The sequence below is a fragment of the Acidovorax temperans genome (genome assembly GCF_028596105.1).
Classification (GTDB): Bacteria; Pseudomonadota; Gammaproteobacteria; order Burkholderiales; family Burkholderiaceae_C; genus Acidovorax; species Acidovorax temperans.
Map to the genome: position 1 here is coordinate 977379 of NZ_CP117193.1, position 25519 is coordinate 1002897.

Sequence of the window (25519 nt, forward strand, 5' to 3'; positions counted from 1 at the left end):
TAGGTTCTCAAGAATGAGTCAAACCCTCTCTGCTTCAACGCTCTTGGCTGTTCCGCTGGCTCCGCTGGCGGGCGCTTTGCTGGCTGGCGTATTCGGTACAACCTTCGGCGGCAACTGGATTGGGCGTCGCCTCAGCCACACGCTGACGATTCTGGGTGTACTGGTCGCCTTCATTCTCTCTGCCATGACGCTCAAGAGCGTTGCATTGGATGGCGCGCGTTTCAACGATACGCTGTACACATGGATGGTGGTTGGTGGTCTCAAGATGGAAGTGGGCTTTCTGGTTGACAGCCTGACCGCCATGATGATGGTCGTGGTCACTTTTGTGTCTCTGATGGTTCACATCTACACCATCGGCTACATGGAAGAGGACGAAGGCTACAACCGCTTCTTTGCCTACATTTCGCTGTTCACTTTCTCCATGCTCATGCTGGTCATGAGCAACAACCTGCTGCAGCTGTTCTTTGGCTGGGAGGCGGTAGGCCTGGTTTCTTATCTTCTGATTGGTTTTTGGTTCAACAAGCCGTCGGCTATTTTTGCCAACATGAAGGCTTTTTTGGTGAATCGGGTCGGTGACTTTGGATTCATTCTGGGTATCGGTTTGATCGCCGCATACACAGGCACCCTGAATTACGGTGAAATCTTCGCTAAATCGAACGAACTTGGTGCTCTGAGCTTCCCAGGCACCGGCTGGATGCTGGTCACAGTGATTTGCATCTGCCTGTTCATTGGTGCTATGGGCAAGTCGGCGCAGTTTCCGCTGCATGTGTGGCTGCCTGACTCGATGGAAGGTCCCACTCCCATTTCCGCGTTGATTCACGCGGCCACGATGGTGACTGCTGGCATTTTCATGGTGTCGCGCATGTCGCCCTTGTTTGAATTGTCAGACACCGCTCTGAATTTCATCCTGGTGATTGGTGCCATCACAGCGTTGTTCATGGGTTTCCTGGGCATCATCCAAAACGACATCAAGCGCGTGGTCGCTTATTCCACGCTGTCGCAGCTGGGTTACATGACGGTGGCATTGGGCGCTTCTGCCTATTCGGTGGCCGTGTTCCATCTGATGACGCACGCTTTTTTCAAGGCTCTGCTGTTCTTGGGTGCTGGCTCCGTCATCATGGGCATGCACCACAACCAGGATATCCGCTGGATGGGTGGCGTACGCAAGTACATGCCGATCACCTGGATCACTTCGTTGCTTGGTTCCCTGGCGTTGATTGGTACTCCACTGTTCTCGGGTTTCTACTCCAAGGACAGCATCATCGAGGCCGTTCACTTCAGCCATTTGCCTGCTGCTGGGTTCGCGCACTTCGCGGTGTTGGCTGGCGTCTTCGTTACGGCGTTCTACTCGTTCCGCATGTATTTCCTGGTCTTCCACGGCAAGGAACGGTTTGACCAGAACCCTGATGCTCACCATGGTGACCACCACGGGCATGATGACCATCATGAGCCCCACGAATCTCCTTGGGTGGTGACGGTTCCCCTCGTGTTGCTGGCCATCCCATCGGTGGTGGTGGGCTTCATGTTCATTCAGCCCATGTTGTTTGGTGATTTCTTCAAGGACGTGATTTTTGTGGATGCAGCCAAGCACCCTGCAATGGCCAAACTGGGCGAGATTTTCCACGGCCCCGTGGCGATGGCGTTGCACGGTCTCCAAACTGCACCGTTCTGGCTGGCTTTGGCCGGGGTGGCGTTGTCGTACTACATGTACATGGTCAACCCCGCTTTGCCCGCAGGCATCAAAGCACGCGTGCAGCCTCTGTACCGCCTGCTGGAAAACAAGTATTACCTCGATTGGATCAACGAGAACATCTTGGCCAAGGGGGCACGGGCTCTGGGTGTTGGCCTCTGGAAGGTCGGCGATCAGGCCATCATTGATGGTGGAGTGGTGAACGGCTCGTGGAAGCTGGTCGGTGCTATTTCTGGCGTGGTGCGCTGGGTTCAGTCGGGCTTTATCTTCCACTACGCCTTGGTGATGATTCTGGGTGTGTTCGCACTGATGACTTGGTTTGTCTGGGGCGACTTCTTCATGCAACTCATCAAATAAGGAAAACAACAAAATGAGTTCGTTGTTGAGTCTCGCAATCTGGACACCCATCGTTTTTGGTGCCGTTTTGCTCGCTTTGGGACGCGATGAGCACGCGCGTGCAGTGCGTTGGATTGCATTGATTGGTGCGCTGGCCGGTTTGCTGGTGACCTTGCCTTTGTATGGCGGCTTTCAGACGGGGACTGCTGCCATGCAGTTCGTGGAGAAAGCGGTTTGGATTGAGCGCTTCAATATCAATTACCACCTGGGCGTTGACGGTATTTCGTTTTGGTTCGTGCCCCTGACGGCTTTCATCACAGTGATTGTGGTGTTGGCGTCCTGGGAGTCCATCACAGAGCGCGTCAACCAGTACATGGGTGCTTTCCTGATTTTGTCGGGTCTGATGATTGGCGTGTTCACGGCCTTGGACGGCATGTTGTTCTACGTCTTTTTTGAAGCCACGCTGATCCCGATGTACCTGATCATCGGTATCTGGGGGGGGCCAAACAAGATCTACGCGGCCTTCAAGTTCTTCCTGTACACGCTGCTCGGCTCCTTGTTGATGCTGATCGCACTGATCTATCTGTACAACCAATCAGGTGGCAGCTTTGACATTGCAGCTTGGCACAAGATGCCACTGAGCAGCACGGCCCAGACACTGTTGTTCTTCGCTTTCTTTGCAGCGTTTGCAGTCAAGGTGCCGATGTGGCCTGTGCACACTTGGTTGCCTGATGTGCACGTGGAGGCTCCTACGGGTGGTTCCGCCGTGCTGGCGGCCATCATGCTGAAGCTGGGCGCCTATGGTTTCCTGCGCTTCTCGCTGCCCATTGCTCCAGATGCCTCGCGCGAATGGGCATGGCTGATGATTGCCCTGTCTTTGGTCGCTGTGATCTATGTCGGTTTGGTTGCCATGGTCCAGAAAGACATGAAGAAACTGGTGGCGTACTCTTCGGTCGCACACATGGGCTTTGTCACGCTGGGCTTCTTCATCTTCAATGACCTGGGCGTCTCTGGCGGCTTGGTTCAGATGATTGCGCACGGCTTTGTGTCGGGTGCCATGTTCCTGTCCATCGGTGTGCTGTACGACCGCGTTCACTCGCGTGAGATTGCTGCTTATGGTGGCGTTGTCAACACCATGCCTAACTTCACTGCGTTTGCATTGCTGTTTGCCATGGCCAACTGCGGGCTGCCGGGCACTGCCGGTTTTGTGGGCGAGTGGATGGTGATTCTGGGCGCTGTCAAAGCGAATTTCTGGATTGGCCTGGCTGCTGCAACCGCGTTGATTTTTGGCGCTGCCTACACACTGTGGATGTTCAAGCGTGTCTATCTGGGCCCCGTGGGAAACAGCCACGTCAAGGAACTGACCGATATCGGCAGCCGCGAGTTTCTGATTTTGTCGCTGTTGGCGATTGCCGTCCTGGCAATGGGCTTGTACCCACGCCCCTTCACCGACGTGATGGATACCTCGGTGGCTGAATTGCTCAAGCATGTGGCCCTGCAAAAGCTGAACTGACCGACAGACAGAACAGAGAGATTTGAGATGATTGACAACATCAGCTGGCTTGCGGTCTACCCCGAGATCGTGCTTCTTGTGATGGCCTGCGTGATCGCGCTGGTTGACCTGTGGGTGAAGAGCCCCCGTCGCACGGCAACCTATGTGCTGACCATGCTGACACTGGCTGTGGTGGCTGCCCTCGAAGGTGTCTACGCCAGCAGTGGCAACACCTTTTATGGTTTCGGCAACATGGTGGTCAGTGACGCCATGGGCAATTGGCTCAAGTGCTTTGCCGCGATTGCAGTCATGGTGACCTTGGTCTACTCACGCCCCTACGCTGCAGACCGCGACATGCTGCGCGGCGGCGAAATGTTCACGCTGTCGATGTTTGCCTTGCTGGGCATGTTCATCATGATCTCAGGCAACAACTTCCTGGTCATTTACCTGGGCTTGGAGCTGCTGACGCTGTCCAGCTACGCCCTGGTGGCCTTGCGCCGCGACAATGCGACCGCGACCGAAGCGGCCATGAAGTATTTCGTGCTGGGTGCCATGGCCAGCGGTTTCTTGCTCTACGGCCTGTCCATGCTCTATGGCGCCACAGGTTCATTGGATATCGGGCAAGTGTTCAAGGCCGTGCTTTCGGGTCAGGTCAAGCACCAGGTGCTGGTATTTGGTTTGGTGTTTGTCGTGGCTGGCTTGGCCTTCAAGCTGGGTGTGGTTCCCTTCCACATGTGGATTCCTGATGTGTACCAAGGTGCTCCCACAGCCATCACACTGATGATTGGTAGCGCGCCCAAGCTGGCTGCGTTCGCCATCACCATGCGCTTGCTGGTAGACGGACTGCTGCCTTTGGCCATCGATTGGCAGCAAATGTTGGCGGTGCTCGCCATCGGCTCGCTGTTGATTGGTAATCTGGCCGCCATCGCGCAGACCAATCTCAAACGGATGCTGGCGTACTCGACCATTTCCCAAATGGGCTTTGTGTTGCTGGGCCTGCTGTCCGGGGTCATCAACGGGCAGGTGAATTCGGCCGTGGCGGAGAACGCATACAGCGCCTCGATGTTCTACGTCGTGACCTACGTGTTGACTACCTTGGCCACGTTCGGTGTCATTCTGCTGTTGGCTCGCGAAGGTTTTGAAAGCGAAGAGATTTCGGATCTGGCAGGTCTCAACCAGCGCAGCCCCCTGTACGCAGGTGTGATGGCTATCTGCCTGTTCTCCATGGCAGGTATTCCTCCACTGGTGGGCTTCTACGCCAAGCTGGCGGTGTTGCAGTCGTTGCTGGCTTCTGGGCAGACCGCTTATATCGCGCTGGCCGTGTTTGCAGTGGTCATGTCGCTGATCGGTGCGTTCTACTACCTGCGCGTCGTGAAGGTGATGTATTTCGACGCGCCACTGACCGCCACCAGCGTGTCCGCTCCGCTCGACGTTCGGTTTGTCTTGACTTTGAACGGCGCACTGGTGCTGGTGTTGGGTTTGTTGCCAGGCGGTTTGATGGCGCTGTGCGCTGACGCCATCGTCCGCGCCCTGGCGACCTGAGGCGTCTGTGTCACAGACCGGTGCCATTTGGCTGGTGATTTTGGCTGCTCTGGTGGCGGCCAATTTGCCTTTCCTCAACCACCGGGTGGCGCTGGTGGGGCCTGTGGCTTCGCCTCGCAAAGGATTGCTCATCCGTCTGGTGGAACTGGTCGTCTTGTATTTTCTGGTGGGTGGCTTTGCGATGTTGCTGGAGCGTCGTGCTGGCCAGAATGCTCCCCAGGGGTGGGAGTTCTACGCCATCACCGGTACGTTGTTTCTCACGCTGGCGTTTCCGGGCTTTGTGTACCGGTACCTTTTGCGCCGCCATAGCTGAGCCTGTCTAGCTTTTTCCTTCTGAGCGACTGTCACCATGAAGGTGTTGGATCTGCACTGCCGTAGCGAACATGTCTTTGAAGGCTGGTTTGCGTCAGAAGAAGACTTCCAATCCCAGCTTGGCAGAGGGCTGGTTCAATGCCCTTTGTGTGGGGATGAGCAGGTACAAAAACGACTCAGTGCCCCACGCCTGAACTTGCGAGCTTCGGCGTCAGCCAGTGCGCAGGCGCCCACCGCCGAGCCTTCGCCACCGCCTCAGCTACCCTCAGACGCTTCGCAGGCTGCGGCGTGGCTGCAGCGGATGCGGCAAGCCGTTGCCCAATCTGAGGACGTGGGCGAGCGATTCGCCGAAGAAGCCCGAAAAATGCATTCGGGCGAAACGGATCAGCGCGCCATTCGCGGGCAAGCAAACCTGGATCAAACGCTGCAGTTGCTGGAAGAGGGTATTCCGGTGCTGCCACTGCCTCCAGCTCTGAAAGAGCCGCTTCAATAAACGCTTGCCCTGGTCTGCGCCGCTGCTTTCGCGGGGTGGTGGGAGGCCCGGGCATCGCGCATGAGGCCTGCCACTGTGCGTATCCAGCCCAAGTGCGCTGCTGCCTGCACAACAGTTCGCGCCATCTCCCCCTTTTTTACCCAGCCTAGGCCCTCCGTTGTTGCGGCTTTGTCTATGCGGATCTTGAGAGCGGCTGCGCGCCGGCAGAGGGGCCGTTCGTATCCGCGCGCGCTGCGTGACATCGCATCGGGTGAGGGCGATCTCACGCGCCGCCTGGAAACCCAGGGCAAGGACGAGCTGGCCGCCATTGCCACGTCGTTCAACCAGTTTGTGGACAAGATCGCCAAGGTGCTGGTCAGCATCCGCGAATCTTCGGAGTCGGTGCGCTTGGCCTCGACCGAGATTGCCAGCGGCAATCAGGATTTGTCGGCACGCACTGAACAGCAAGCAGGCTCGCTGGAAGAAACCGCCGCCGCCATGGAAGAGCTGACGGCCACGGTGCAGCAAAACGCAGCCAACGCCCGTCAAGCCAACGAGCTGGCCACCGGCGCTTCGCAAGTGGCTTCGCACGCCAGCACGGTGGTGGGCCAGGTGGTGGAGACCATGGGTGGCATCGATGCATCAGCCCGCAAGATCGTGGACATCATTGGTGTCATTGACGGCATTGCTTTCCAGACCAACATCCTCGCCTTGAACGCGGCCGTGGAGGCTGCCCGTGCGGGTGAGCAAGGTCGCGGCTTCGCCGTGGTGGCGTCTGAGGTGCGCACGCTGGCCCAGCGCAGCGCCACAGCCGCCAAGGAGATCAAGGAGCTGATCAGCGAATCGGCCTCGCAAGTGGAGGCTGGCAGCAAGCTGGTGCAAGAGGCGGGCGCCACCATGGACAAGGTGGTGGAAAGCGTGCGCAAGGTCACCACCATCGTGGCCGATATCAGCCTGGCCAGCCAGGAGCAAAGCACGGGCATTGCCGAGGTAGGCAGCGCCGTGACGCTGATGGACCAGGCCACCCAGCAAAACGCTGCCCTGGTGGAAGAAGCCACCGCTGCCGCGCAATCGCTGCAACACCAGGCGGTGGCGCTGGCAGAAGCCGTAGCCGGCTTCAAGCTCGACAACGGCACTGTTGGTTCATGGGGTAGCAGCGCTGCACCCCAACGGGGGCAGGCTTTGGCTTTGAGCCAGGACTGAGTTCTTCACGTTAGGCGCGTGGTGGTGCGCCGTTCAAAGAGCCTGCGGCTACCAGCCCCAGGCTCTTTTTTTTGGGCTCAGGCCTGCTGGCGCGCTGTGGTTGGCCCAAAGGCATTCCGGCTACAGCCGCATAGCCTTGGTGTACCCCGTCATTTCCAGATAACCACGGCCCGCCGCTTGGCCATTGGCGTGGTTCAGGTCCGACAACCCCTCCCAATACACTGCGCCGGTGGATGCACTGCTGTCCAGCTCTTGCGCGTCCAGCACAGCATTCACCGTGTAGGTGCCCACCGGTGTTTGCACCTCCCACTGCACTGGGTAGCGGGCGCCGCTTTTGGGGCTGGTCCACCACCGCAGCGGGCGCCACGATACGTCGGTGGCTGAGAACACCTTTGGCGTTATCTGGCCCGCGCCTCTAAACGATCCGCCAGCCCACAGCGCCGATCCATCGGCGCGCCGCAGCCGGAAGGCTGTCAGCGCACTGCCGTCGTGCAGATTCATCCCGATCCAGTCCCACCCCACTGCATCGTCTGCCAACAGGGCTTCGCTCCATTCATGGTCCATCCAGGCGCGTGCGGGCCGGGTGGGGTCAATGGGCAGGGTGCGGCCGCCCACCACCATGCTGCCGCTCACGGCCAGCTGGGGCTGGCTGTAGTAGTAGCTGGCCTGCTCGGCCAACGGCCCCTTGCGCGACAAACCCCGCTGCCCTTGCAGCAACAAGGGTTGGGTGGATTCAAACTGCAGTTGCAAGCCAAATTGCTCACCCGTGATCCGTGCGGTATAGCGGCTCGCGGTTGCATCCGCGCCAGGGCCCGGCGCGTTCTGCCGCAGCAAACTCCAGTCGCGCAGTCGCACCGCCGTGTCGGCTTCGCTGGCTTCTGCCACGCCAAACCCGGCGCGCGCCACGCGCTGGTCGTGCAGCAGCTTTTGCCCCTGCACATCGGTAATGGCCGCGTGGGCAAACAGCAGTTGCTTGGCGGCAAACGCTGACCGCATGGTTTGTGTGGCATCCATGCGCGAGCGGAAAAACGTCACCTGAAACCCCCAGGGCCGCCCATCCGCAAACGCGTGCCCGGTGATGTACCACCACTCGGTGCGCAGGTCAGGGTGGCTGCCGTGGTCGCGCGGAAACTGCAAGGTCTTTGCTGGCAACGCCAAGCCATCACGCGCTGTGGTGGCACCGGCCATGGCCAATGCCCAGGCCAGCCACTGCCGCCGGGCAAAGCGTGGTGGCATGCCCGCCGCTGAAGGTGGTAAGCCAGCCATGGCGTCAGGCCAGCAGCGCGTTCAGGCGCTGCTCTGCGCCTGCGCAGTCGCCTATCGTCTGGTGCACCCAGTCGCAGTTGTAGTACGTGGGCAAATACCGCTCCCCCGCATCGCACAGCAGCGAGAGGATGGAACCACTCTCGCCCCGCTCACGCATCTCATGCGCCAGCGTCAGCATCGCCACAAAGTTGGTGCCGGTAGATGGCCCCACGCGTCGCCCGAGCAGTTGGGACAGCACCCGCATGGCGGCGACCGAATCCACATCCGCCACATCCACCATGCGGTCTACCAATGTGCGGATAAAGCTGGGCTCCACCCGGGGGCGGCCAATGCCCTCGATGCGCGAGCCGGGGGCCGTCAGGCTGGCATCGCCCGTGCGGTGGTAGGCGCTGAACACCGAACCCGCCGGGTCGGCCACGCACACCTGCGTGGCATGCCGCTGGTAGCGCACATAGCGGCCAATGGTGGCGCTGGTGCCGCCCGTGCCTGCGCCCACCACAATCCAGCGCGGCACGGGGTGCCGCTCGCGCGCCATCTGGGTGAACATGCTCTCGGCAATGTTGTTGTTGCCCCGCCAGTCGGTGGCCCGCTCGGCATAGGTGAACTGGTCCATGTAATGCCCGCCCGTCTCCGCCGCCACGGCACGGGCTGCGGCATAGACCTCACCCGCACTCTCCACCAGGTGGCAGCGCCCACCGTGGAACTCAATCTGCGCAATCTTTTCGGGCGAAGTGCTGCGCGGCATCACCGCCACAAACGGCAGGCCCAGCAGCCGCGCAAAGTAGGCCTCGCTCACTGCCGTGGAGCCGCTCGACGCCTCCACCACCGTCGAGCCCTCATGCAGCCAGCCATTGCACAGCGCATACAAAAACAGCGACCGCGCCAGCCGGTGCTTCAGGCTGCCCGTGGGGTGCGTGGATTCGTCCTTGAGGTACAGGTCAATGCCGTGCGCGGCAAAGGCGGGCAGGCGCAAGGGGATCAAGTGGGTGTCGGCGCTGCGCTGGTAGTCGGCTTCGATGCGGGCGATGGCTTCGTGGAGCCAGGGGGCGGAAGGCATGTGTATTCCAAAGTGTGATGAAGTTTTCAAGACTGGACGGGTGAAGCAGTTAGTACTGATGGAAAACAGTTTGTTCAGTCGTCGCGTTATCGATGCCATGTCGGCCTTGGAACCGCTCGAACAAAGGTGTATCCATCATCATGGCGCTTGTATGTAATGAGTTGAATATTCAATCTGAAGAGTCGCTCATGCCAAGCTTCTTCCGCATTCTTCTCTTGAGGCAGCACCAAGGTTTTACGGCTTTGTCCAACCTCTAGCTCGTACAGTTGAAGTTGTCCTAGAGCGCAGTAGATGTCTGAATTTGTCACATCAGTCTTTACTTCAAACAGCTCAGGTTGTCCGTCAAGGGTAAATGCATGTAGATCGTGCCAACCTAGGGCGTTATCTAGGTTGCTGTAGCCTTCAACCTCAGTAAGCCACTTAGCCAGGCTATTCACAATAAGCCCATGCTCGCGGTACATCGAGTAAGTCCCGGGCGTGACGACCGCGCGGTCTCCGCAAAGCTCTGGATCAAAGCCTCGTCTGGGGCGTTGAGCGGCTGGTAAACGCCACTGAGGGACCTCTGGGTCCAGCAGTTGATTACGGTCAATATATGTCGTCAGGTTACCCGGCGTAGTACCTAAAAACGCTTTTACTCCCGCTGCCTGCATCAGTCCCATAAATTGAAATGAACCCTTCACTTGAAGTGTCCATCTGCCGGAGGTTGGGTCCTGGTCGACCTTGCCGCTATCAGGTCCTACGGAGGACCCGGCCCATATTTCGATAGTGTCTCCTTCTGCGGAGTCCAGCAAAACAACCACGCCCTTGAATGACTGGTGTTTCGCGATGGGCCACCAACCTGATCTGCCTTTTAGCAGCCATTCTTTGTTCCGAAGATAGGCATCGTTGTATTGTTTCTTGCATCTAACCACCAAGACTCGGTTCACTAAATTCATCAACTCTGTCTGAAAAATGTCTTGGATGGACTTGAAGGTTTTCAAAATGTTCTCCTCGGATTGGTACCAGTTGAATCTGGATGGTACGGATCAGTATTTTTAAGTAGGACAGTAGAGGCAGCTCTGCTGGCTGTCTTTTGCTCCTACCAATCCTCCTTCACCGCCATCACCGCATCCCTCCCCGCAGCCGCCCGCCCGGCCAGCCACGCAGTCACCGTCCCTGACACCACCACCGCTGCACATAGCGCCCACAAGCGCGGCGCGGGGATGTTCATCTCCATCGTCCAGTGAAAGCTCTGCGGGTTGACCACATGCACCAGCACCACGGACACGGCCAGGCCCAGCAGCACGCCTGCGATGGCACCGATGCCCGTCCATGCCGCGCCTTCGCCTGCCACCACGGCCAGGATCTGGCGGCGGGTGAGGCCCAGGTGGGCGAGCAGGCCGAATTCTTTGCGGCGGGCCAGGACTTGGGCGCTGAAGCTGGCGGCCACGCCGAAGAGGCCGATGCCGATGGCCACGGCCTGCAGCCAGTAGGTGACGGCGAAGCTGCGGTCAAAGATTTGCAGCGAGCGTTCGCGGATGGATTGGGCGGAGACAAATTCGACCAGGGGCGGATTGCCATCCGCGCTGTGGTTGGCGGCACCTGAGTCGCTGGTGCCCGCTGGTGCTGCCGCGCTGGCCTGCTGCGCCGCGTTGCGGATGCGGCTTTGCAGTGCGGCCATGTCCACCCCGTCGGCAGGCCACAGGGCCAGGTCGCTGATGCGGGTGTCGCCGGTCAGGCGCTGGTAGGCGGCGCTGTCCAGGGTGATGGCGCCGGTCTGGCGCACATAGTCGCGCCACACGCCTGCTATAAAAAACGTAGCTGCCTGCGCTTGATTATCGGGCGCTACAGGCATAAAAGCCTTGGAAAGCTCGGGCCACGCCTGGCCAGGGCGCACGCCATACAGGTCCACCACCGCTTCGCTCACATACACGCCGATCTGCCCGGCAGGCACGGGCAGTGCCGGGCCGGTGAGGGGCAGCACCTGGGCGGGGTCGGTGCCCAGCGGGCGGCTGAGCACGGTGAGAGCGGGGCGGGTGGCGCTCAGTTGCAGGGGGCTGGTGCGCAGGGGCGATACCTTGTCCACACCCGGCAGGCGGGCCACCGCTTCGGCAAAGCCGGGGGGCAGCAGGGCGGCGTCGCCGCCCGCAGCTTGTAGGGCCGAGCGCACGTACAGCGGCGAGGGCAGCACCGCGTCCAGCCACTGGATGACCGAGCCGCGAAAACTGGCCACCATCACCGTCAGCGCTACGGCCAGGCTCAGGCTGGCCACCACGCCGCCCACGGCAATGGCGGCGGTGCCGCGCATGCGGCGGGCGCGCTCCAGCGCTAGCAGGGTGAGCGGGTGGCGCGCTGCCAGCGGCTGCAGGCGCTGCAGCAGCCAGGCCACGCCCCAGGGCAGCAGCGCAATGCCGCCCACCAGCAGCAGGCCAATCGCCACGTAGGCCGCCAGTGGAATGCCAAAAACGGGCGGAAGCGCCGCCAAACCAGCGCTAGCAGCTATCAAAACCAACCCAACCCAGCCCCGCCCGGCGCGCCCGCTGGCACTGCCCAGGCCTTTCAGGGTCTGCGCGGGCGGCAGGGCCTGCGCGGCGCGGGCGGGCCACCAGCCGCCTGCCACGGCGGCGGCCACGCCCAGGCTGCCGTACAGCAGGGCGGCGCTCAAGCTCCATTGCAGGCGGGGCTGCACCCCGGCAAAGTAGCCACCGCCCAGGTCGCCGCCCAGCAGTTGCAGCGCCGCGCTGGCCAGAGCGGTGCCCAGCGCCAGCCCGGCCAGGCTGCCCGCCACGCCCAGCAAGGCGGATTCGGCCAGCACCAGCGCTAGTCGCTGGCGCGGCGTGGCACCCAGCACGGCCAGCAACGCAAACTGCGGCCCGCGCTGCGCCACGCTGAGGGCCAGCACCGAGAACACGAGGAAGGCCCCGGTGAACAGCGCCACCAGCGCCAGCACGGTCAGGTTGACGCGGTAGGCGCGTGACAGGTTGCTCACCCGCTGCGCCGCATCGCCCGGCTCGGCCAGCGTGGCTTGTGCGGGCCAGCCGGGCAGGGCTTGCAGCGCTTGTTGGAAGGCGCTGCGGTCGGTGCCGGGCTGCAGTTGCAGGTCGATGCGGGTGAGCTGGCCCACGCGGCCCAGCAGGTCTTGCGCGGCGCCAATGTCCATCACCGCCAGCGGTGCGCCGGGGGCGCTCACGGTGCCTGCGACTTGCACGGCCAGGGTCTGCAGCCCCGTGCGCAGTTGCAGCGTAGGGCGGGGCTGGGTGCCTTCGGGCGGCACGCCCAGCGCTTGCAGCGCGGCGGGGTTGAGGTAAACGGTGGCGGGGGCAAAGAGGGCATCACGCGCCGCGCCTTCCCACGGCCGGGGCATGAGGGCTGGGGCCATGGCGGGCAGCAGCAGGGCATCGGCCCCCAGCAGGCGCAGGGCGACGGGGGCAGCGACGGGGGCTAGCGCCACAGGGCGGGCCATGGCCGTGGCCTCCAGCACCGGGTTGGCGCGGGCCACGTCGGGGTGGGTGGCGATCTGGGCAAACAGGTCTTCGCCCAGCGCGCCTTGCATGGCGCGCACTTCCAGATCGGGCTGGCCGTTGACGGCGCGCACGGCCTGCGAAAACTCGTCCAGCGCCGATGCGTTGATGACGTGCACGGCAAAGGCCAGCGCCACGCCCAGCATCACGGCGGCCATGGCGGCGGCGCTGCGCCAGGGGTGGTGGCGCAGGTCTTGCCACGAGAAGGTGCGAAGCAGTGCGAGCATGGGGGCATTGTGCAGGCCGGTCTGCGCGGGCCGGTGGCAGGGGCTTTTTGAGGCACATCAACCCGCGCATGTTGGCCCGGCGGGGGCTCTTGAAATGGCAGAACGCGGGCCGTAAATTGGAAGGGAAGGTGGTGGAGGTTTCTGCCTCTGGCTGCCTGCAGGTCTGGTGCCAGCCGTGCGCCAGAGATGTTGAATTCCACACAACTTTCAAGGAGCATCACCATGAGTTCTCTGATCCCCCGTGGCGGCAGCTTGCTGGACGAATTCTTCAAGGACGTAGCCCCCGGCTTTTATGTGCGCCCCCTGCATGGCGACGGCCTGCCCTCGCCTGCACAGATCAAAGTGGATGTGAAAGAGTCAGACGGCGGCTACACCGTGCACGCCGAGGTGCCCGGCGTGGCCAAGGAGGACATCCATGTCTCGCTCGAAGGCAATGTGGTGAGCCTGCGCGCCGAGGTGCGCCAGCACGACCAGCAAACAGACGGCGAAAAGGTGCTGCGCTCAGAGCGCTACTTCGGCCAGGTGGCCCGCAGCTTTGCGCTGCCCGCTGATGTGGACGCCAGCCAGGCCAAGGCCAAATACGACAACGGCGTGCTGACGCTGACCTTGCCCAAGAAGCAGGCCAGCAACGCGCAGCGCCTGCACATCGAGTAACCGAGGGCTTCAGCCCACCATGCCGCTGGCCGTCAGGCGCAGCACGCGGTCGGCCCGCGCAGCGGCAGCGTCAGAGTGGGTGACCAGCACCAGCGAGGCGCCTTGCTCGCGCGTCTGGGCGAGCAGCAAGTCCATGACCAGCGCGGCGGTGGTGGGGTCGAGGTTGCCCGTGGGCTCGTCGGCCAGCAGCAGGCCGGGGCGGTGCACCAGGGCGCGGGCAATGGCCACGCGCTGCAGTTGCCCGCCACTGAGCTGTTGCGGCAGTCGGCTGCCCAGCGCACCCAGGCCCACGGCATCGAGCATGGCTTGCACGCGGGCAGGGTCTGTCTGGCCCAGCAGCATCAGCGGCAGGGCCACGTTTTGCGCTACGTCCAGGTGCGGCAGTACGTGAAAGGCCTGGAACACAAACCCCACATGGGCGCGGCGCCACAAGGCGCGGGCGGTTTCGTCCAAATCGGCCAGCCGGGTGGCGGTGCCATTGGCGGCGGTGTAAGTGATGTCGCCTTCGTCCCACTGGTCCAGCCCCGCCAGGCAGTTGAGCAGGGTGGATTTGCCCACCCCCGAGTCGCCCACGATGGCCACGAACTCGCCGGGCTGCACGGCGAAGTGGACCTGGGCAAACACGGGCGTGCCGCCGTAGTGCTTGCCCAGGTGCTGGACGGTAAGCGTGCTGTGGGTGGGCATGGGTGACAGGTCAGGCGGTGGCGGCGTTGCGCTCTGCCTGGTCCAGCCGAAGCAGCACGGCTTGCACCAGTTCGGCCACGGCGGTGGGGTGGTCGCAGGCAATGGCGTGGCGTTCGGGCATGCTGCGCAGCCATGTCACCTGGCGTTTGGCCAGCTGGCGCGTGGCGACGATGCCGCGCTCGCGGAAGTGGGCGATGTTCAGCGGCGCATCGGGCCCCTTGCGGGCCTGGTAGTCCAGTTCTTCCCACGCCTGGCGGTAACCCACGCAGCGCATCGATGGCAGGTCGGCATGCAGATCGCCGCGCGCACGCAGGGCGCGTACCTCGTCCATGAAGCCTGCCGCCAGCATGGCGTCAAACCGCTGGGCAATGCGTTCGTGCAGCCAGGCACGGTTGTTTGGTTCTAAGGAAAAAAGGGCTGTAGCGCTTGCTGCGCTTGCGCTGGATGCTCCTTTTTTTGTAGTGTGAAAGCTCGACAGCGGCTGGCCTGACACATGCCACACCTCCAGTGCGCGCTGAATGCGCTGGCTGTCGCCCGGTGCCAGGCGGGCGGCGGTGGTGGGGTCTACCTTGGCCAGCTCGGCGTGCATGCCGGGCCAGCCAATGGCCTGGGCCTGGGCTTCAAGCTGGGCACGCACCTCGGGGTTGGCGGCGGGCATGTCGTCAATGCCGTCCAGCAGCGCCTTGAAGTACAGCATGGTGCCGCCCACCAGCAGGGGCAGGGCGCCACGCGAGCGGATCTCGGCAATGAGGCGCGTGGCGTCTTGCACAAACTCTGCGGCGCTGTAGGCCTGCAGCGGGTCACGGATGTCGATGAGGTGGTGCGGCACGGCGGCACGCTCTGCCGCGGTGGGTTTGGCGGTGCCAATGTCCATGCCGCGGTACACCAGGGCCGAGTCCACGCTGATGATCTCCACCGGCATGCGCCGCCCCAGCACGGCAGCCAGGGCCAGCGCCCCGGCGGTTTTGCCCGATGCGGTGGGGCCTGCCAGCGCAATGTTGGGCAGGTGTTCAGGCAGCATGTCGCGGTTCTCCAAATTTTTGTACCAAAGTCCAGGACGTGGCGCCCAGCACCACCGACCAGAAGAGCACGCCCTGCACCAGGGGCCATACGGTGCCATTGAGGTGCGAGCCCACCCAGCCCCCTGTGGCAAAGGCGGCAAGCATCATCACGAACCCATTCATGGCCGATGCCACGCCAGCCGCTTGCGGAAAGGGCGCCACCGAGCCTGTTTGCCCGCAGGGCTGGTGAATGCCGTGCGCCACCATGAACAGGTAAAACGGTGCCAGCAGGGCCACCGGGTTTTGTGAGCCAGCCAGTGCCACCAGGGCCAGGCCCGTGCCACCGGCCAGGCTCAGGGCCCCGGCAATGGCTACTGAGCGGCGCAGCCCCAGCCGCGCCAGCAGGTTGCGGCACACAAAGGTGCCGCAGAAGTAGGCCACGCTGGTGGATAGCATCACCCAGCCGTACTGCGTGCGGGTGAGCTGCAGCACTTCGATGAACACGAACGACGAGGCTGCGAGGAAGGTGAACAGACCGCCATAGGTGGCCGTGGTGAGCAGTGTGAAGGCCCAGAAGCTGGGGTGGCCCAGCACCAGGCGCCAGGTGCGCAGCAGTGTGCCGGGTTGCAGGGCCTGGGGGTTCTTGTGGGCAATGGTTTCGGGCATGCGCAGGGCCACCAGGGCCAGCGTGGCGGTGGCGTACACCGTCAGCGCCAGCAGGGCGGCGCGCCAGCCCAGCCACTGTGCCAGCAGGCCACCCACGGGGGCGCACAGGCAGGCCACAATGCCCAGCCCGGTGAGTGCCTTGGACATGGCACGCGCACCGGCCAGCGGGGTGTACAGGTCGCGCACGATGGCGCGTGCGCACATCACCACCGCGCCCATGGCTGCGCCTTGCAGCACACGCCACACGACCAGCAGGGCCATGCTGGGTGCCAGGGCGCTGCCCACCGATGCCGCCGCGTAAATGCCCAGGCCCGCCAGCAGCACAGGGCGGCGGCCAAAGCGGTCTGACAGCGGGCCCCACACCAGTTGTGAGCAACCAAAGGCCAGCAGCAGGGCGCTGAGCGTGAGCTGCCCCGCGGCCACACTGGCGCCCAGGTCGCGCGTCAAGGCGGGTAGCGCGGGCAGGTACAAATCGGTGGTGACGGGCTGAATGCTCAGCAGCAGCGCCAGCACCACGATGGCCAGGCTGGCGGAGGGACGGGAAGGCGTTGGAAGCGCGGCGCCAGCAGTGGCGGAAGGTGCAGACATAACCGGCTGAGCGTACCAGATGGTGCCGGGCCGCAGGCCCGTGCGGCCTTGTGATGCGCGGTGTGGATTCAGCGTGTGGGCAGGCGGAACAGCGAGGCCATCGCCTGCCGGTATTGGCCCTGGCCGATGGCGTTTGTGTTGTGGTGCGAGCCGCCTTCCACCAGCACGAACTGCTTGGGTTCCTGGGCGGCTTCGTACAGCTTGCGGCCCAGCTCGGGCTGGATCAGGCGGTCTTCGCTGCCGTGCACCACCAAGAGGGGCGAGCCAATCTCGCCCACCTTGCGCACCGACTCAAAGCGCTGCGTGATCAGTGGCGACACGGGCAGCCAGCCCCAGCGGAAGGTGCTCACCACGTCGGGAATGCTGGTGAAGGTGCCTTCCACCATCGTGCCCTGTTCGTCGTGCACCTGGTGCGCCAGTTCGATGGCAATGGCGCCGCCCAGCGAGTGGCCAAAGATGTAGCGGGGGCTGTCGGGGTACTGGGCGGCCAGCCATTGCCAGGCGGCGCGTGCATCCTCGGCGGAAGACGCTTCAGACGGCAGCCCGGCGCTGCTTTTACCAAAGCCCCGGTAGTCAATCGCCAGCACCGAAAAGCCCAGCTCGTGCATGCGCCGAATGCGGCCGGACGAGCCCGCCACGTTCCAGCGCGCACCATGCAGGTACAGCAGCACGGGCGCATCAGCCTGCGGCTGCGGCAGCCACAGGCCGTGCAGTTGCTCTGGCTTGCCCGCGGCCTGCGTCGGCAATTCAATCCACACATCCTGCATGCCTTCGGTGGACTGCGCGCCGCCCCAGCTGCGGTCGCTGGGCTGAAAAATCCATTCGCGCTGTTTGGCGTCGAGCGTGGCGCAGCCCACGCTCACGGCCGCTACCAGGGCCAGCGAGAGAACAAGAGGGGTTCTTTTCATCCTCGGGGTGACTCGCGCATCACCACAAAGTTCGCCATCCGTGAACTGCACGGTGAAGGGGCGAGGCGTGGCGTTGACCGCATGCCCACCCGCAGCCTGGTAGCGCCGGGTGGGTTCCTCGTCAGAGGTCAGCACAATGGGCGGCATGAGCTGAATGCTCTTGATGGCCGAGAAAGGCAGCGTGATGGCGGCAGCCCCTTCGTGCGGCATCAGTACGGTCAGCTGTGCCTGAAGGTCAAACCGCTCCAGTGCACCGTGGCGGGTTTCGTTCGTGGTGGTGAAGACGATGGCCGCTGCCCCCGCCAGGGTGTCTTCCCCTGCGGCATCCCTAAAAAACGGCGGAAACGGCCAGTGCTGCATCCGCGCGCTTGCCGTCAAGCCAACCGTGCAGCCGACTGGATGGGCGAGGACGTGTCGATGGACAGATCGCCGACATCTTGCGTCGAGACCCCCGCTGCCAGGCGTATGCGCAATGCCAGGTCGGTGCGCGAGTCGGCGTTGTGCAGCGCTTCGTCCAGCGAAATACGGTCTTCGGTGTAGAGCTGGTACAGCGCCTGGTCAAAGGTGCACATGCCAATCTCGGTGCTGCGTGCCATCGCTTCTTTGATGCCCGAGAACTCGCCTTTGGCGATCAGGTCGGAGATGTAGGAAGAGTTGAGCATCACTTCCACCGCAGGTACCAGCTTTTCGTGCAGGCCGGGAATCAGCCGCTGCGACACCACGCCCGCCAGGTTCAGGCTGAGGTCTACCAGCAGTTGCCGGTGCGCTTCTTCGGGGAAGAAGTTGATCACGCGTTCCATCGCCTGGTTGGCATTGTTGGCGTGCAGTGTGGACAGGCACAGGTGCCCCGTTTCGGCGTAGGCGATGGCCTGCTTCATGGTGTTGCGGTCGCGGATTTCGCCGATCATGATCACGTCGGGCGCCTCGCGCAGGGCGTTTTTCAGGGCTTCTTCGTAGGAATGGGTGTCAATGCCCACCTCGCGCTGGTCTACCACCGAGAGCTTGTGGGCGTGCAGAAACTCCAGCGGGTCTTCAATGGTGAGGATGTGGCCCGTGGCGTTTTCGTTGCGGTAGTTGAGCATGGACGCCAGCGTGGTCGATTTGCCCGAACCCGTGGCGCCCGTCACCAGCACCAGGCCGCGCTTGCGCATCACCAGCTTTTCCAGAACAGGCGGCAGGCCCAGGGCGGCCAGGGGCGGGATCTTGTTCTTGATGTAGCGAATCACCATGCCGGTCTCGCCGCGCTGCACGAACACGTTCACCCGGAAGCGCCCCAGGTTTTCGGCCGAGATCGAGAGATTCATCTCCATCTTGGCTTCGAACTCGCTGATCTGGCGCTCGTTCATCACCGAATAGGCTAGTTGCTTGACCTGCCCCGGGCGCAGCGCGGGCATTTTCAGCGGGTGGGTAATGCCCTCGATCTTCAAGTTGACAGGGGCCCCCACACTGAAGAACAGATCAGAGCCTGCCTTCTCGACTATGAGATTGAGGAAGCTGAAAATTTCCACGCGCGCGTCTCCTTGAGGAAAGGGGTTACCTTTGCTGACATATTGTCCAGGCAGTGAGCATACCGGCATCGGCATATCCAACGCTACGCCCATGAAAAAAGGGGCCGAAGCCCCTTGGTGTTGACCGGCAGGCGCCACTCGGCACCCTGTGCGGCATGGATGTCAGATCACGCCTTGGGCCAGCATGGCGTCGGCCACCTTCACGAAGCCCGCCACGTTGGCGCCATCGATGTAGCTCACGCTGCCATCGGCGCGCTTGCCATACTTCAGGCAGGCTGCGTGGATGCCTTGCATGATCTGCAGCAGGCGGGCGTCCACTTCTTCGCGGGTCCAGCTCATGCGCATGGCGTTCTGGCTCATTTCCAGGCCGGAAGTGGCCACGCCACCGGCGTTGGATGCCTTGCCGGGGGCGTACAGCACGCCAGCGGCCTCGAAGGCCTTGGCCGCTTCGATGGTCGAAGGCATGTTCGCGCCTTCAGCCACACACAGCACGCCGTTCTTGATGAGCAGCTGGGCGTCGTTCTCGTCCAGCTCGTTCTGCGTGGCGCAGGGCAGGGCGATGTCCACGGGCACATGCCAGGGGCGCACGCCTGCTTCGAACTTCACACCGGTGCGGGCAGCGTAGTCGCTCACGCGGCCATAGTGGTGGTTCTTCACATCCATCAGGATGGCCAGCTTCTCGGGGGTGAAGCCTTCTTCGTCAATGATGGTGCCGCTGGAGTCGGACACGGTGACGACCTTGGCGCCCAGTTCCATGGCCTTTTCGACAGCGTACTGGGCCACATTGCCCGAGCCGGACACCGACACGCGCATGCCCTTGAAGGACTTGCCGCGGGTCTTGAGCATTTCGTCGGCAAAGTACACGGTGCCGTAGCCCGTGGCTTCAGGGCGGATCAGCGAGCCGCCGAAGCTCAGGCCCTTGCCGGTGAACACGCTGGAAGCGTTGTTGGCCAGCTTCTTGTACATGCCGGCCATGTAGCCCACTTCGCGGCCACCCACGCCGATGTCGCCTGCAGGCACATCGGTGTCGGGGCCGACGTGGCGGTACAGCTCGGTCACGAAAGCCTGGCAAAAGCGCATGACTTCTGCAGGGCTCTTGCCCTTGGGGTCGAAGTCGGAGCCACCCTTGCCGCCGCCCATGGGCAGGGTGGTCAGCGCGTTCTTGAAGGTTTGTTCAAAAGCCAGGAATTTCAGCACCGACAGGTTCACTGAGGGGTGGAAGCGCAGGCCGCCCTTGTAGGGGCCAATGGCCATGCTGTGCTGGATGCGATAGCCGCGGTTGACCTGCACGGTGCCGTGGTCGTCCGTCCAGGACACGCGGAACATCACCACGCGCTCGGGTTCGACCAGACGCTCCAGCAGGCCTTGCTCTGCGTAGCGGGGATTCTTCTCGATGAAAGGCCACAGGCTTTCCATCACTTCCGTGACAGCTTGCAGGAATTCAGGTTGACCGGGATTGCGAAGAGCCACCTGCGAAAGGAAGCTGCCAACGGAGTCGTATTTCATGGTTGAAGAGGCTTGTGGAGGTCAAAAAAAGCAGCCGTTGCTTGCTGCAATGCGACATTATGTCAAAGCGTCATAAGGTCATGCCGAAAATCTGCACAAGCTTGGTGAATTGGTGGCCTTTTTGCATTGAATTGGTGCTCGAATGCACCGCCGTGGGGTGTGAATGGCGGCGGCCAAGGTAGGGTGCTTACCCCTATGCACCGTCATGGTGTTGTCACAGAATGCCCCCACAGTCGGCCGGTTCACTACACGCATACCAAGGGATGTCCTGCATAACTCCCTGCGGTCTGTGATAGCGCGGCCTCGGGCAGTCCACTGCGTTGCTTTTCTTGCCAATAGCCCGGCTATTGGCTGCAAAAAGATGCCTTGTGGCCCATCCCGATCCGCACTATCACCGACTCGCGAGGGTTATGCAGGACATCCCAAGAGGAGAAGCGCTCATGCACACATTCAGCATTCGTCCTGCGGCCCTGGCGCTGACGGCAGCCCTTGCGTTGGCAGCCTGCGGCGGCAGCGACAGCCCCAGCTACCCCGCACTCAACGGCGACACCCCCTTGGTGATTGGCCACCGCGGCGCCAGCGGCTACCGGCCTGACCACACGCTGGAAAGCTACAAGCTCGCCATCGACATGGGCGCCGACTTCATCGAGCCCGACCTCGTTGCCACCAAGGACGGCGTGCTGGTGGCCCGCCACGAGCCCAACATCACCGGTACCACCGACGTGGCCACCCGCCCCGAATTCGCCAGCCGCAAGACCACCAAGAACGTGGACGGCGTGAACGAAGAAGGCTGGTTCGTCTCTGACTTCACCCTGGCCGAACTCAAGACCCTGCGCGCCGTGCAGCCCCTGTCGGACCGCGACCAGTCGTACAACGGCAAGTTCCAGATCCCTACGTTTGAAGAAGTGCTGGACCTGGCCAAGGCCGAAGGCACCAAGGCCGGCCGCACCGTGGGCGTGTACCCCGAAACCAAGCACCCCACCTACCACGCCAAGCTGGGCCTGCCGCTGGAAGACCGCCTGCTGGCCGTGCTGGCCAAGTACGGTTACACCACCAAGGCGTCGCCGGTGATCGTGCAGTCGTTCGAGGTGTCCAACCTCAAGTACCTGCGCACCAAGACCCAGGTTCGCCTGGTGCAGCTGGTGGATGCCAACGACGTGAACGCCGATGGCAGCATGGACCTCGCGGCCCCCTACGACAAGCCCTATGACTTTGCCGTGGCCGGCGACTCGCGCACCTTTGCCAGCCTGCTGACCCCCGCAGGCCTGAAGGAAATCAAGACCTACGCCGATGGCATTGGCCCCTGGAAGCCGTACCTAATCCCTTCCAAGCAGGTGGACGCCAACAACGACGGAAAGCCCGACGACCTGAACGGCGACGGCAAGATCGACGAGCGCGACCGCGTGATGATGCCTGCCACCTCGGTGGTGAAGGACGCCCACGCTGCAGGCCTGTTTGTGCACGCCTACACCTTCCGCAATGAAGCCAAGCGCCTGGCGTCGGACTTCAAGGGCGACCCCAAGGCTGAGTACAAGCTGTTCTTCAACCTGGGGGTGGACGGCGTGTTCAGCGACTTCACCGACACTGCCAAGGCCGCGCGCGACAACTGATCGCGCCAGCGCTGCCAATAAACAAAAGCCCGCGATTGCGGGCTTTTGTGTTTTCGCAGACGCGTGGAGCTCAGCGCCCGCGCAAAAAAAGCCCGTCCAGCTCTTTCATCGTGAGCTGCCGCCAGGTGGGGCGGCCATGGTTGCATTGGTCCGATCTGTCCGTGGTTTCCATCTGCCGCAGCAGGGCGTTCATCTCGTCCAGCGTGAGCTTGCGGTTGGCCCGCACCGCGCCGTGGCAGGCCATGGTGGCCAGGATTTCATTGCGGGCGCGTTGCACCACCGTGGTGGCGTCGTGGGCGGCCAGCTCGGCCAGCACGCTGCGGGCCAGTTCCACCGGGTTACCCTGGGCCAGCGTGGTGGGCACGGCGCGCACGGCCAGCGTCTTGGGCGAGAAGGGGACCACCTCCATGCCCAGCAGGGCCAGCACGTCGGTGGATTCTTCCGCCGTGGCCACTTCCTGCGGGGTGGCGGCAAAGGTGGCGGGGATCAGCAGCGGCTGGCTGGCAATGCGGGCGCCGCTGTCCACCTGGGATTTGAGGCGCTCGTACACGATGCGTTCGTGGGCAGCGTGCATGTCCACCACCACCATACCCTGGGCGTTTTCGGCCAGGATGTAGACGCCGTGCAACTGGGCCACGGCGCGGCCCAAGGGCCAGGTGGATGCGTTGTCGCTGCGCTGCTCGGGCCACACCATGGCCTCGGCACGCGCCGCATCGTCCACGGCGCTGTTCGCGGCATTGGGCGCTGGGGCTACTGCGCTGGGGGCAGCTTCTGCAGACGCAACCCCCGCAGGCTGTGCAGAGGGGGCCCAAAGCCCGCCCAGCGCAGCGTCCGGCACGCTGGGGGTTATCTCGCGGGGTGACCACAGGGCCTGCAGGTCTTGCACGCGGTGGCCTCGGTCTTCAAATTTCATAGCAGCTTGCGCTTGCCACATGGGCGCTGCAGGCTGTTTTTGCTCTAAACCTTGAGGGTGCGGTGCGGTGGCGGCTGGCGCACCCGCAGCATGTGCGGCCTGGGCCGCTGCCAGGGCTGCGCGGGGCGCGGCCAGCGCGTTTTCCACCGCATGGCGCACAGCCTGGTGCACTTCGCGGCTGTCCCGAAAGCGCACCTCGATCTTGGTGGGGTGCACGTTCACGTCCACGCGGGCGGGGTCGATCTCGACATACAGCGCGTAGATGGGCTGCTTGTGGCCGTTCAGCACGTCCTCATAGGCGGCGCGGGCGGCGTGGGTGAGCACCTTGTCGCGCACAAAGCGGCCGTTGACGTAGCAGTATTGGTGGTCGGGGCGCGAACGGGCGGCGTCGGGCAAGCCTGCGCGGCCGGTGACCGTGACGGGCCCCACGCGGTGCTGCACGGCGACCGACTGGGTGACGAAGTCCTCGCCCAGCACGTCCGACAGGCGGCGGGCCAGTGCGTCTTGCGGGTTGCCTTCGCCGGGCACAAAGGTGGCGCGCCACTGCTCCACCAGCTTGCCTTCGTGCCAGATGGCAAAGCCCACATCGGGCCGCGCCAGAGCGTGGCGGCGCACGGATTCAATGCAGTGCGCCAGCTCGGTGGCGTCGGTCTTCAAGAACTTGCGGCGCGCGGGGGTGGAGAAGAACAGCTCTTTCACTTCCACCGTCGTGCCCTGGCTGCGCGCGGCGGGGCGCAGCTCGCCGCTGCGCGCGTCCAGCAAAAAGGCGCTGGCCTGCGTGGGCGGGCGCGAGAGCAGGGCCATCTCCGATACCGAGCTGATGGCTGCCAGCGCCTCGCCCCGAAAGCCCATGGTGGCCACGGTTTCCAGGTCGTGCAGATTGGTGATCTTGCTGGTGGCGTGGCGGCGCAGTGCCACGGGCAGCTCTTCGGGCGGAATGCCCAGGCCGTCGTCTTCCACCGCAATCAGGCGCACGCCACCGGCCAGCAGTCGCACGGTGATTTGCGTGGCCCCCGCGTCCAGCGCGTTGTCCACCAGCTCGCGCACCACCGAGGCGGGGCGCTCTACCACTTCGCCAGCGGCAATCTGACTGATGAGTTCGTCGGGCAGGTCGCGGATCGGGCGGCGTGTGACGGACAGGGATGCTTCGGGCGCGGAGATTTCGGAGGTGGGCTGGGTTGGGTTCACCCGCCAGATTTTAGGCGTCGGCCCCATGGGGATTTGGTAGCAGGGTGATGGGGATAATGCGCGCTGCTTTCAACCTCCTCACCCCAGCCACGCAAGGCCCGTTCATGGAAATAGTGACCTTTCTGATTGATTTCATTCTGCACGTAGACAAATACCTGGAGGCGTTCGTGCAGAGCTACGGCATGTGGGTGTACGCGCTGCTGTTCCTGATCGTGTTTGTGGAAACCGGCGTGGTGGTCATGCCCTTTCTGCCGGGGGATTCGTTGCTGTTCATCGTGGGCGCGCTGTGCGGCGCGGGCCTGATGAACTTTCCGCTGGCGTGCGTGGTGCTCATCGTGGCGGCCATCCTGGGCGACCAGTGCAACTACACCATCGGGCGTTACTTTGGCCCCAAGGTCTTCCAGTGGGAAGACTCGCGCTGGTTCAACAAGCGCGCGTTCAACCAGGCGCATGACTTTTACGAGCGCTATGGCGGCATCACCATCGTCATTGCGCGTTTCATGCCGTTCATTCGCACCTTTGCGCCCTTTGTGGCGGGCGTGGCGGAAATGAGCCGCACCAAATTCACGGCCTACAACGTGGGCGGTGCGCTGCTGTGGGTGCTGGGCATTGCCACGGCGGGCTACTTCTTTGGCAACCTGCCCTGGGTGAAGGAAAACCTGGACAAGATCATCTGGGCTCTGATCCTGGTGCCGGGTCTGATTGCGATTGCCGGAGCCTGGAAGGCAGGGCGCAACCAGCCTGCACAGTCCTGAGTTTGCTATTGAATTAAGAGCTGCTAGCGCTTTTGGGATAAGCGCTAGCAGCTCTTTTTGCTTGTACTCTGCTTATCGGCGCGGCGCGCGGCGCTGGTCCTTGTCTTCGCCAATTTCGTGGCCGATCAGTGCGCCCGCTGCGGCACCACCCACGGTGCCCAGAGTGCCGCCAAAAACCGCATTGCCCACCAAGCCGCCAGCGGCGGCACCTACCCCCGTGCCGATTTGTGCATTGGTGGGGTTGGACGCGCAGCCGCCCATGGCCAGGGCAGCAACCAGGGCCGTGGCCCCGATGAGATGACGTGTTTGCAGCATGGTGTGTTCCTTTCGCAAGTGGAGGTGGGCCAGTGCCTTCGCGTTTGGCAGCCGGTGGCTTGGCCCATGGCTTCACTGTGAATCGCTGCCGCCCGGTGCGGTGTCAGCCCTGGGCTTGCGCGTCTG

The 25519-nt window shown here is 63.1% G+C and carries 20 protein-coding genes and 1 pseudogene; 9 read left to right on the forward strand and 12 right to left on the reverse strand.

Features of this window, described 5'->3' with window-relative positions; genetic code table 11:
- The first annotated feature begins 13 nt into the window (after positions 1-13).
- The 6 genes and pseudogenes from nuoL to PQV96_RS04610 form a co-directional block, all read left to right on the forward strand.
- Positions 14-2047 carry an NADH-quinone oxidoreductase subunit L gene (nuoL, locus tag PQV96_RS04585; RefSeq protein WP_207374623.1) on the forward strand — a complete coding sequence of 678 codons (2034 nt, stop codon included), beginning with the start codon at positions 14-16 and terminating at the stop codon, positions 2045-2047.
- A gap of 13 nt (positions 2048-2060) precedes the next feature.
- Positions 2061-3539, forward strand: coding sequence for an NADH-quinone oxidoreductase subunit M (locus tag PQV96_RS04590; RefSeq protein WP_066788798.1), 1479 nt, complete (start codon positions 2061-2063; stop codon positions 3537-3539).
- 27 nt (positions 3540-3566) lie between these two features.
- Positions 3567-5060 carry an NADH-quinone oxidoreductase subunit NuoN gene (gene nuoN / locus PQV96_RS04595; RefSeq protein WP_207374622.1) on the forward strand — a complete coding sequence of 498 codons (1494 nt, stop codon included), beginning with the start codon at positions 3567-3569 and terminating at the stop codon, positions 5058-5060.
- A 7-nt stretch (positions 5061-5067) separates the two neighbouring features.
- Positions 5068-5373, forward strand: coding sequence for a DUF2818 family protein (locus PQV96_RS04600; RefSeq protein ID WP_044401380.1), 306 nt, complete (start codon positions 5068-5070; stop codon positions 5371-5373).
- A 36-nt stretch (positions 5374-5409) separates the two neighbouring features.
- Positions 5410-5865, forward strand: coding sequence for a DUF1178 family protein (locus PQV96_RS04605; protein WP_207374621.1), 456 nt, complete (start codon positions 5410-5412; stop codon positions 5863-5865).
- Between the two features lie 228 nt (positions 5866-6093).
- A pseudogene (locus PQV96_RS04610) lies at positions 6094-7047 on the forward strand (methyl-accepting chemotaxis protein); the annotation flags it as partial.
- Between the two features lie 120 nt (positions 7048-7167).
- Here the strand turns inward: PQV96_RS04610 and PQV96_RS04615 are convergent.
- The 4 genes from PQV96_RS04615 to PQV96_RS04630 all read right to left on the reverse strand — a co-directional run bounded on the left by PQV96_RS04615 (position 7168) and on the right by PQV96_RS04630 (position 13097).
- A complete protein-coding gene (locus tag PQV96_RS04615) occupies positions 7168-8283 on the reverse strand; it encodes a lipocalin-like domain-containing protein (protein ID WP_207374619.1) in 1116 nt (371 codons plus the stop codon).
- 34 nt (positions 8284-8317) lie between these two features.
- Positions 8318-9370 carry a PLP-dependent cysteine synthase family protein gene (locus PQV96_RS04620; RefSeq protein ID WP_273624729.1) on the reverse strand — a complete coding sequence of 351 codons (1053 nt, stop codon included), beginning with the start codon at positions 9368-9370 and terminating at the stop codon, positions 8318-8320.
- A gap of 86 nt (positions 9371-9456) precedes the next feature.
- Positions 9457-10350 carry a hypothetical protein gene (locus PQV96_RS04625; RefSeq protein ID WP_273624730.1) on the reverse strand — a complete coding sequence of 298 codons (894 nt, stop codon included), beginning with the start codon at positions 10348-10350 and terminating at the stop codon, positions 9457-9459.
- Positions 10351-10448: 98 nt separating this feature from the next.
- Positions 10449-13097, reverse strand: a complete 2649-nt coding sequence (locus PQV96_RS04630; RefSeq protein ID WP_273624731.1) for an FtsX-like permease family protein — start codon at positions 13095-13097, stop codon at positions 10449-10451.
- A gap of 222 nt (positions 13098-13319) precedes the next feature.
- Here PQV96_RS04630 and PQV96_RS04635 point away from each other — a divergent pair, with 222 nt between their 5' ends.
- Positions 13320-13751 (forward strand): Hsp20/alpha crystallin family protein, encoded by a 432-nt coding sequence (locus PQV96_RS04635; RefSeq protein ID WP_198846181.1) that lies wholly within the window; start codon positions 13320-13322, stop codon positions 13749-13751.
- 9 nt (positions 13752-13760) lie between these two features.
- Here PQV96_RS04635 and PQV96_RS04640 read toward each other — a convergent pair whose 3' ends face one another.
- The 6 genes from PQV96_RS04640 to gdhA all read right to left on the reverse strand — a co-directional run bounded on the left by PQV96_RS04640 (position 13761) and on the right by gdhA (position 20612).
- Positions 13761-14435, reverse strand: coding sequence for an ABC transporter ATP-binding protein (locus tag PQV96_RS04640; RefSeq protein ID WP_207374615.1), 675 nt, complete (start codon positions 14433-14435; stop codon positions 13761-13763).
- Positions 14436-14445: 10 nt separating this feature from the next.
- Entirely contained in the window at positions 14446-15456 is a 1011-nt protein-coding gene (gene miaA, locus PQV96_RS04645) for a tRNA (adenosine(37)-N6)-dimethylallyltransferase MiaA (protein WP_273624732.1), read from the reverse strand.
- The gene (locus PQV96_RS04650; protein WP_273624733.1) at positions 15446-16690 is read right to left on the reverse strand and encodes a multidrug effflux MFS transporter; all 1245 of its coding nucleotides are present in this window, start codon (positions 16688-16690) and stop codon (positions 15446-15448) included. The genes miaA and PQV96_RS04650 overlap by 11 nt, the downstream gene beginning before the upstream one ends.
- A 68-nt stretch (positions 16691-16758) precedes the next feature.
- Positions 16759-17598 (reverse strand): alpha/beta hydrolase, encoded by an 840-nt coding sequence (locus PQV96_RS04655; protein WP_273625223.1) that lies wholly within the window; start codon positions 17596-17598, stop codon positions 16759-16761.
- A 374-nt stretch (positions 17599-17972) separates the two neighbouring features.
- The gene (locus PQV96_RS04660; protein ID WP_273624734.1) at positions 17973-19106 is read right to left on the reverse strand and encodes a PilT/PilU family type 4a pilus ATPase; all 1134 of its coding nucleotides are present in this window, start codon (positions 19104-19106) and stop codon (positions 17973-17975) included.
- Positions 19107-19268: 162 nt separating this feature from the next.
- Positions 19269-20612, reverse strand: a complete 1344-nt coding sequence (gdhA, locus tag PQV96_RS04665) for an NADP-specific glutamate dehydrogenase (RefSeq protein WP_273624735.1) — start codon at positions 20610-20612, stop codon at positions 19269-19271.
- 440 nt (positions 20613-21052) lie between these two features.
- Here gdhA and PQV96_RS04670 point away from each other — a divergent pair, with 440 nt between their 5' ends.
- Positions 21053-22222 carry a glycerophosphodiester phosphodiesterase gene (locus tag PQV96_RS04670; protein WP_273624736.1) on the forward strand — a complete coding sequence of 390 codons (1170 nt, stop codon included), beginning with the start codon at positions 21053-21055 and terminating at the stop codon, positions 22220-22222.
- A gap of 70 nt (positions 22223-22292) precedes the next feature.
- Here the strand turns inward: PQV96_RS04670 and mutL are convergent, their stop codons facing one another.
- Positions 22293-24323, reverse strand: coding sequence for a DNA mismatch repair endonuclease MutL (gene mutL, locus PQV96_RS04675; protein ID WP_273624737.1), 2031 nt, complete (start codon positions 24321-24323; stop codon positions 22293-22295).
- Between the two features lie 104 nt (positions 24324-24427).
- Between mutL and PQV96_RS04680 the strand changes: the two genes are divergently transcribed.
- Positions 24428-25078 carry a DedA family protein gene (locus PQV96_RS04680; RefSeq protein WP_066696275.1) on the forward strand — a complete coding sequence of 217 codons (651 nt, stop codon included), beginning with the start codon at positions 24428-24430 and terminating at the stop codon, positions 25076-25078.
- 72 nt (positions 25079-25150) lie between these two features.
- Here PQV96_RS04680 and PQV96_RS04685 read toward each other — a convergent pair whose 3' ends face one another.
- On the reverse strand, positions 25151-25393 hold the full coding sequence (locus tag PQV96_RS04685; protein WP_044401408.1) for a glycine zipper 2TM domain-containing protein: 243 nt from the start codon (positions 25391-25393) through the stop codon (positions 25151-25153).
- Between the last annotated feature and the right edge of the window lie 126 nt (positions 25394-25519).

Bases quoted from the DNA above. Each gene is read 5' to 3' on its own strand.
- nuoL (WP_207374623.1), top strand. From the start codon at position 14: ATGAGTCAAACCCTCTCTGCTTCAACGCTCTTGGCTGTTCCGCTGGCT.
- PQV96_RS04590 (WP_066788798.1), top strand. From the start codon at position 2,061: ATGAGTTCGTTGTTGAGTCTCGCAATCTGGACACCCATCGTTTTTGGT.
- nuoN (WP_207374622.1), top strand. From the start codon at position 3,567: ATGATTGACAACATCAGCTGGCTTGCGGTCTACCCCGAGATCGTGCTT.
- PQV96_RS04605 (WP_207374621.1), top strand. From the start codon at position 5,410: ATGAAGGTGTTGGATCTGCACTGCCGTAGCGAACATGTCTTTGAAGGC.
- PQV96_RS04615 (WP_207374619.1), bottom strand. From the start codon at position 8,283: ATGCCACCACGCTTTGCCCGGCGGCAGTGGCTGGCCTGGGCATTGGCC.
- PQV96_RS04620 (WP_273624729.1), bottom strand. From the start codon at position 9,370: ATGCCTTCCGCCCCCTGGCTCCACGAAGCCATCGCCCGCATCGAAGCC.
- PQV96_RS04630 (WP_273624731.1), bottom strand. From the start codon at position 13,097: ATGCTCGCACTGCTTCGCACCTTCTCGTGGCAAGACCTGCGCCACCAC.
- PQV96_RS04635 (WP_198846181.1), top strand. From the start codon at position 13,320: ATGAGTTCTCTGATCCCCCGTGGCGGCAGCTTGCTGGACGAATTCTTC.
- PQV96_RS04640 (WP_207374615.1), bottom strand. From the start codon at position 14,435: ATGCCCACCCACAGCACGCTTACCGTCCAGCACCTGGGCAAGCACTAC.
- miaA (WP_273624732.1), bottom strand. From the start codon at position 15,456: ATGCTGCCTGAACACCTGCCCAACATTGCGCTGGCAGGCCCCACCGCA.
- PQV96_RS04650 (WP_273624733.1), bottom strand. From the start codon at position 16,690: ATGTCTGCACCTTCCGCCACTGCTGGCGCCGCGCTTCCAACGCCTTCC.
- PQV96_RS04655 (WP_273625223.1), bottom strand. From the start codon at position 17,598: ATGAAAAGAACCCCTCTTGTTCTCTCGCTGGCCCTGGTAGCGGCCGTG.
- gdhA (WP_273624735.1), bottom strand. From the start codon at position 20,612: ATGAAATACGACTCCGTTGGCAGCTTCCTTTCGCAGGTGGCTCTTCGC.
- PQV96_RS04670 (WP_273624736.1), top strand. From the start codon at position 21,053: ATGCACACATTCAGCATTCGTCCTGCGGCCCTGGCGCTGACGGCAGCC.
- PQV96_RS04680 (WP_066696275.1), top strand. From the start codon at position 24,428: ATGGAAATAGTGACCTTTCTGATTGATTTCATTCTGCACGTAGACAAA.
- PQV96_RS04685 (WP_044401408.1), bottom strand. From the start codon at position 25,393: ATGCTGCAAACACGTCATCTCATCGGGGCCACGGCCCTGGTTGCTGCC.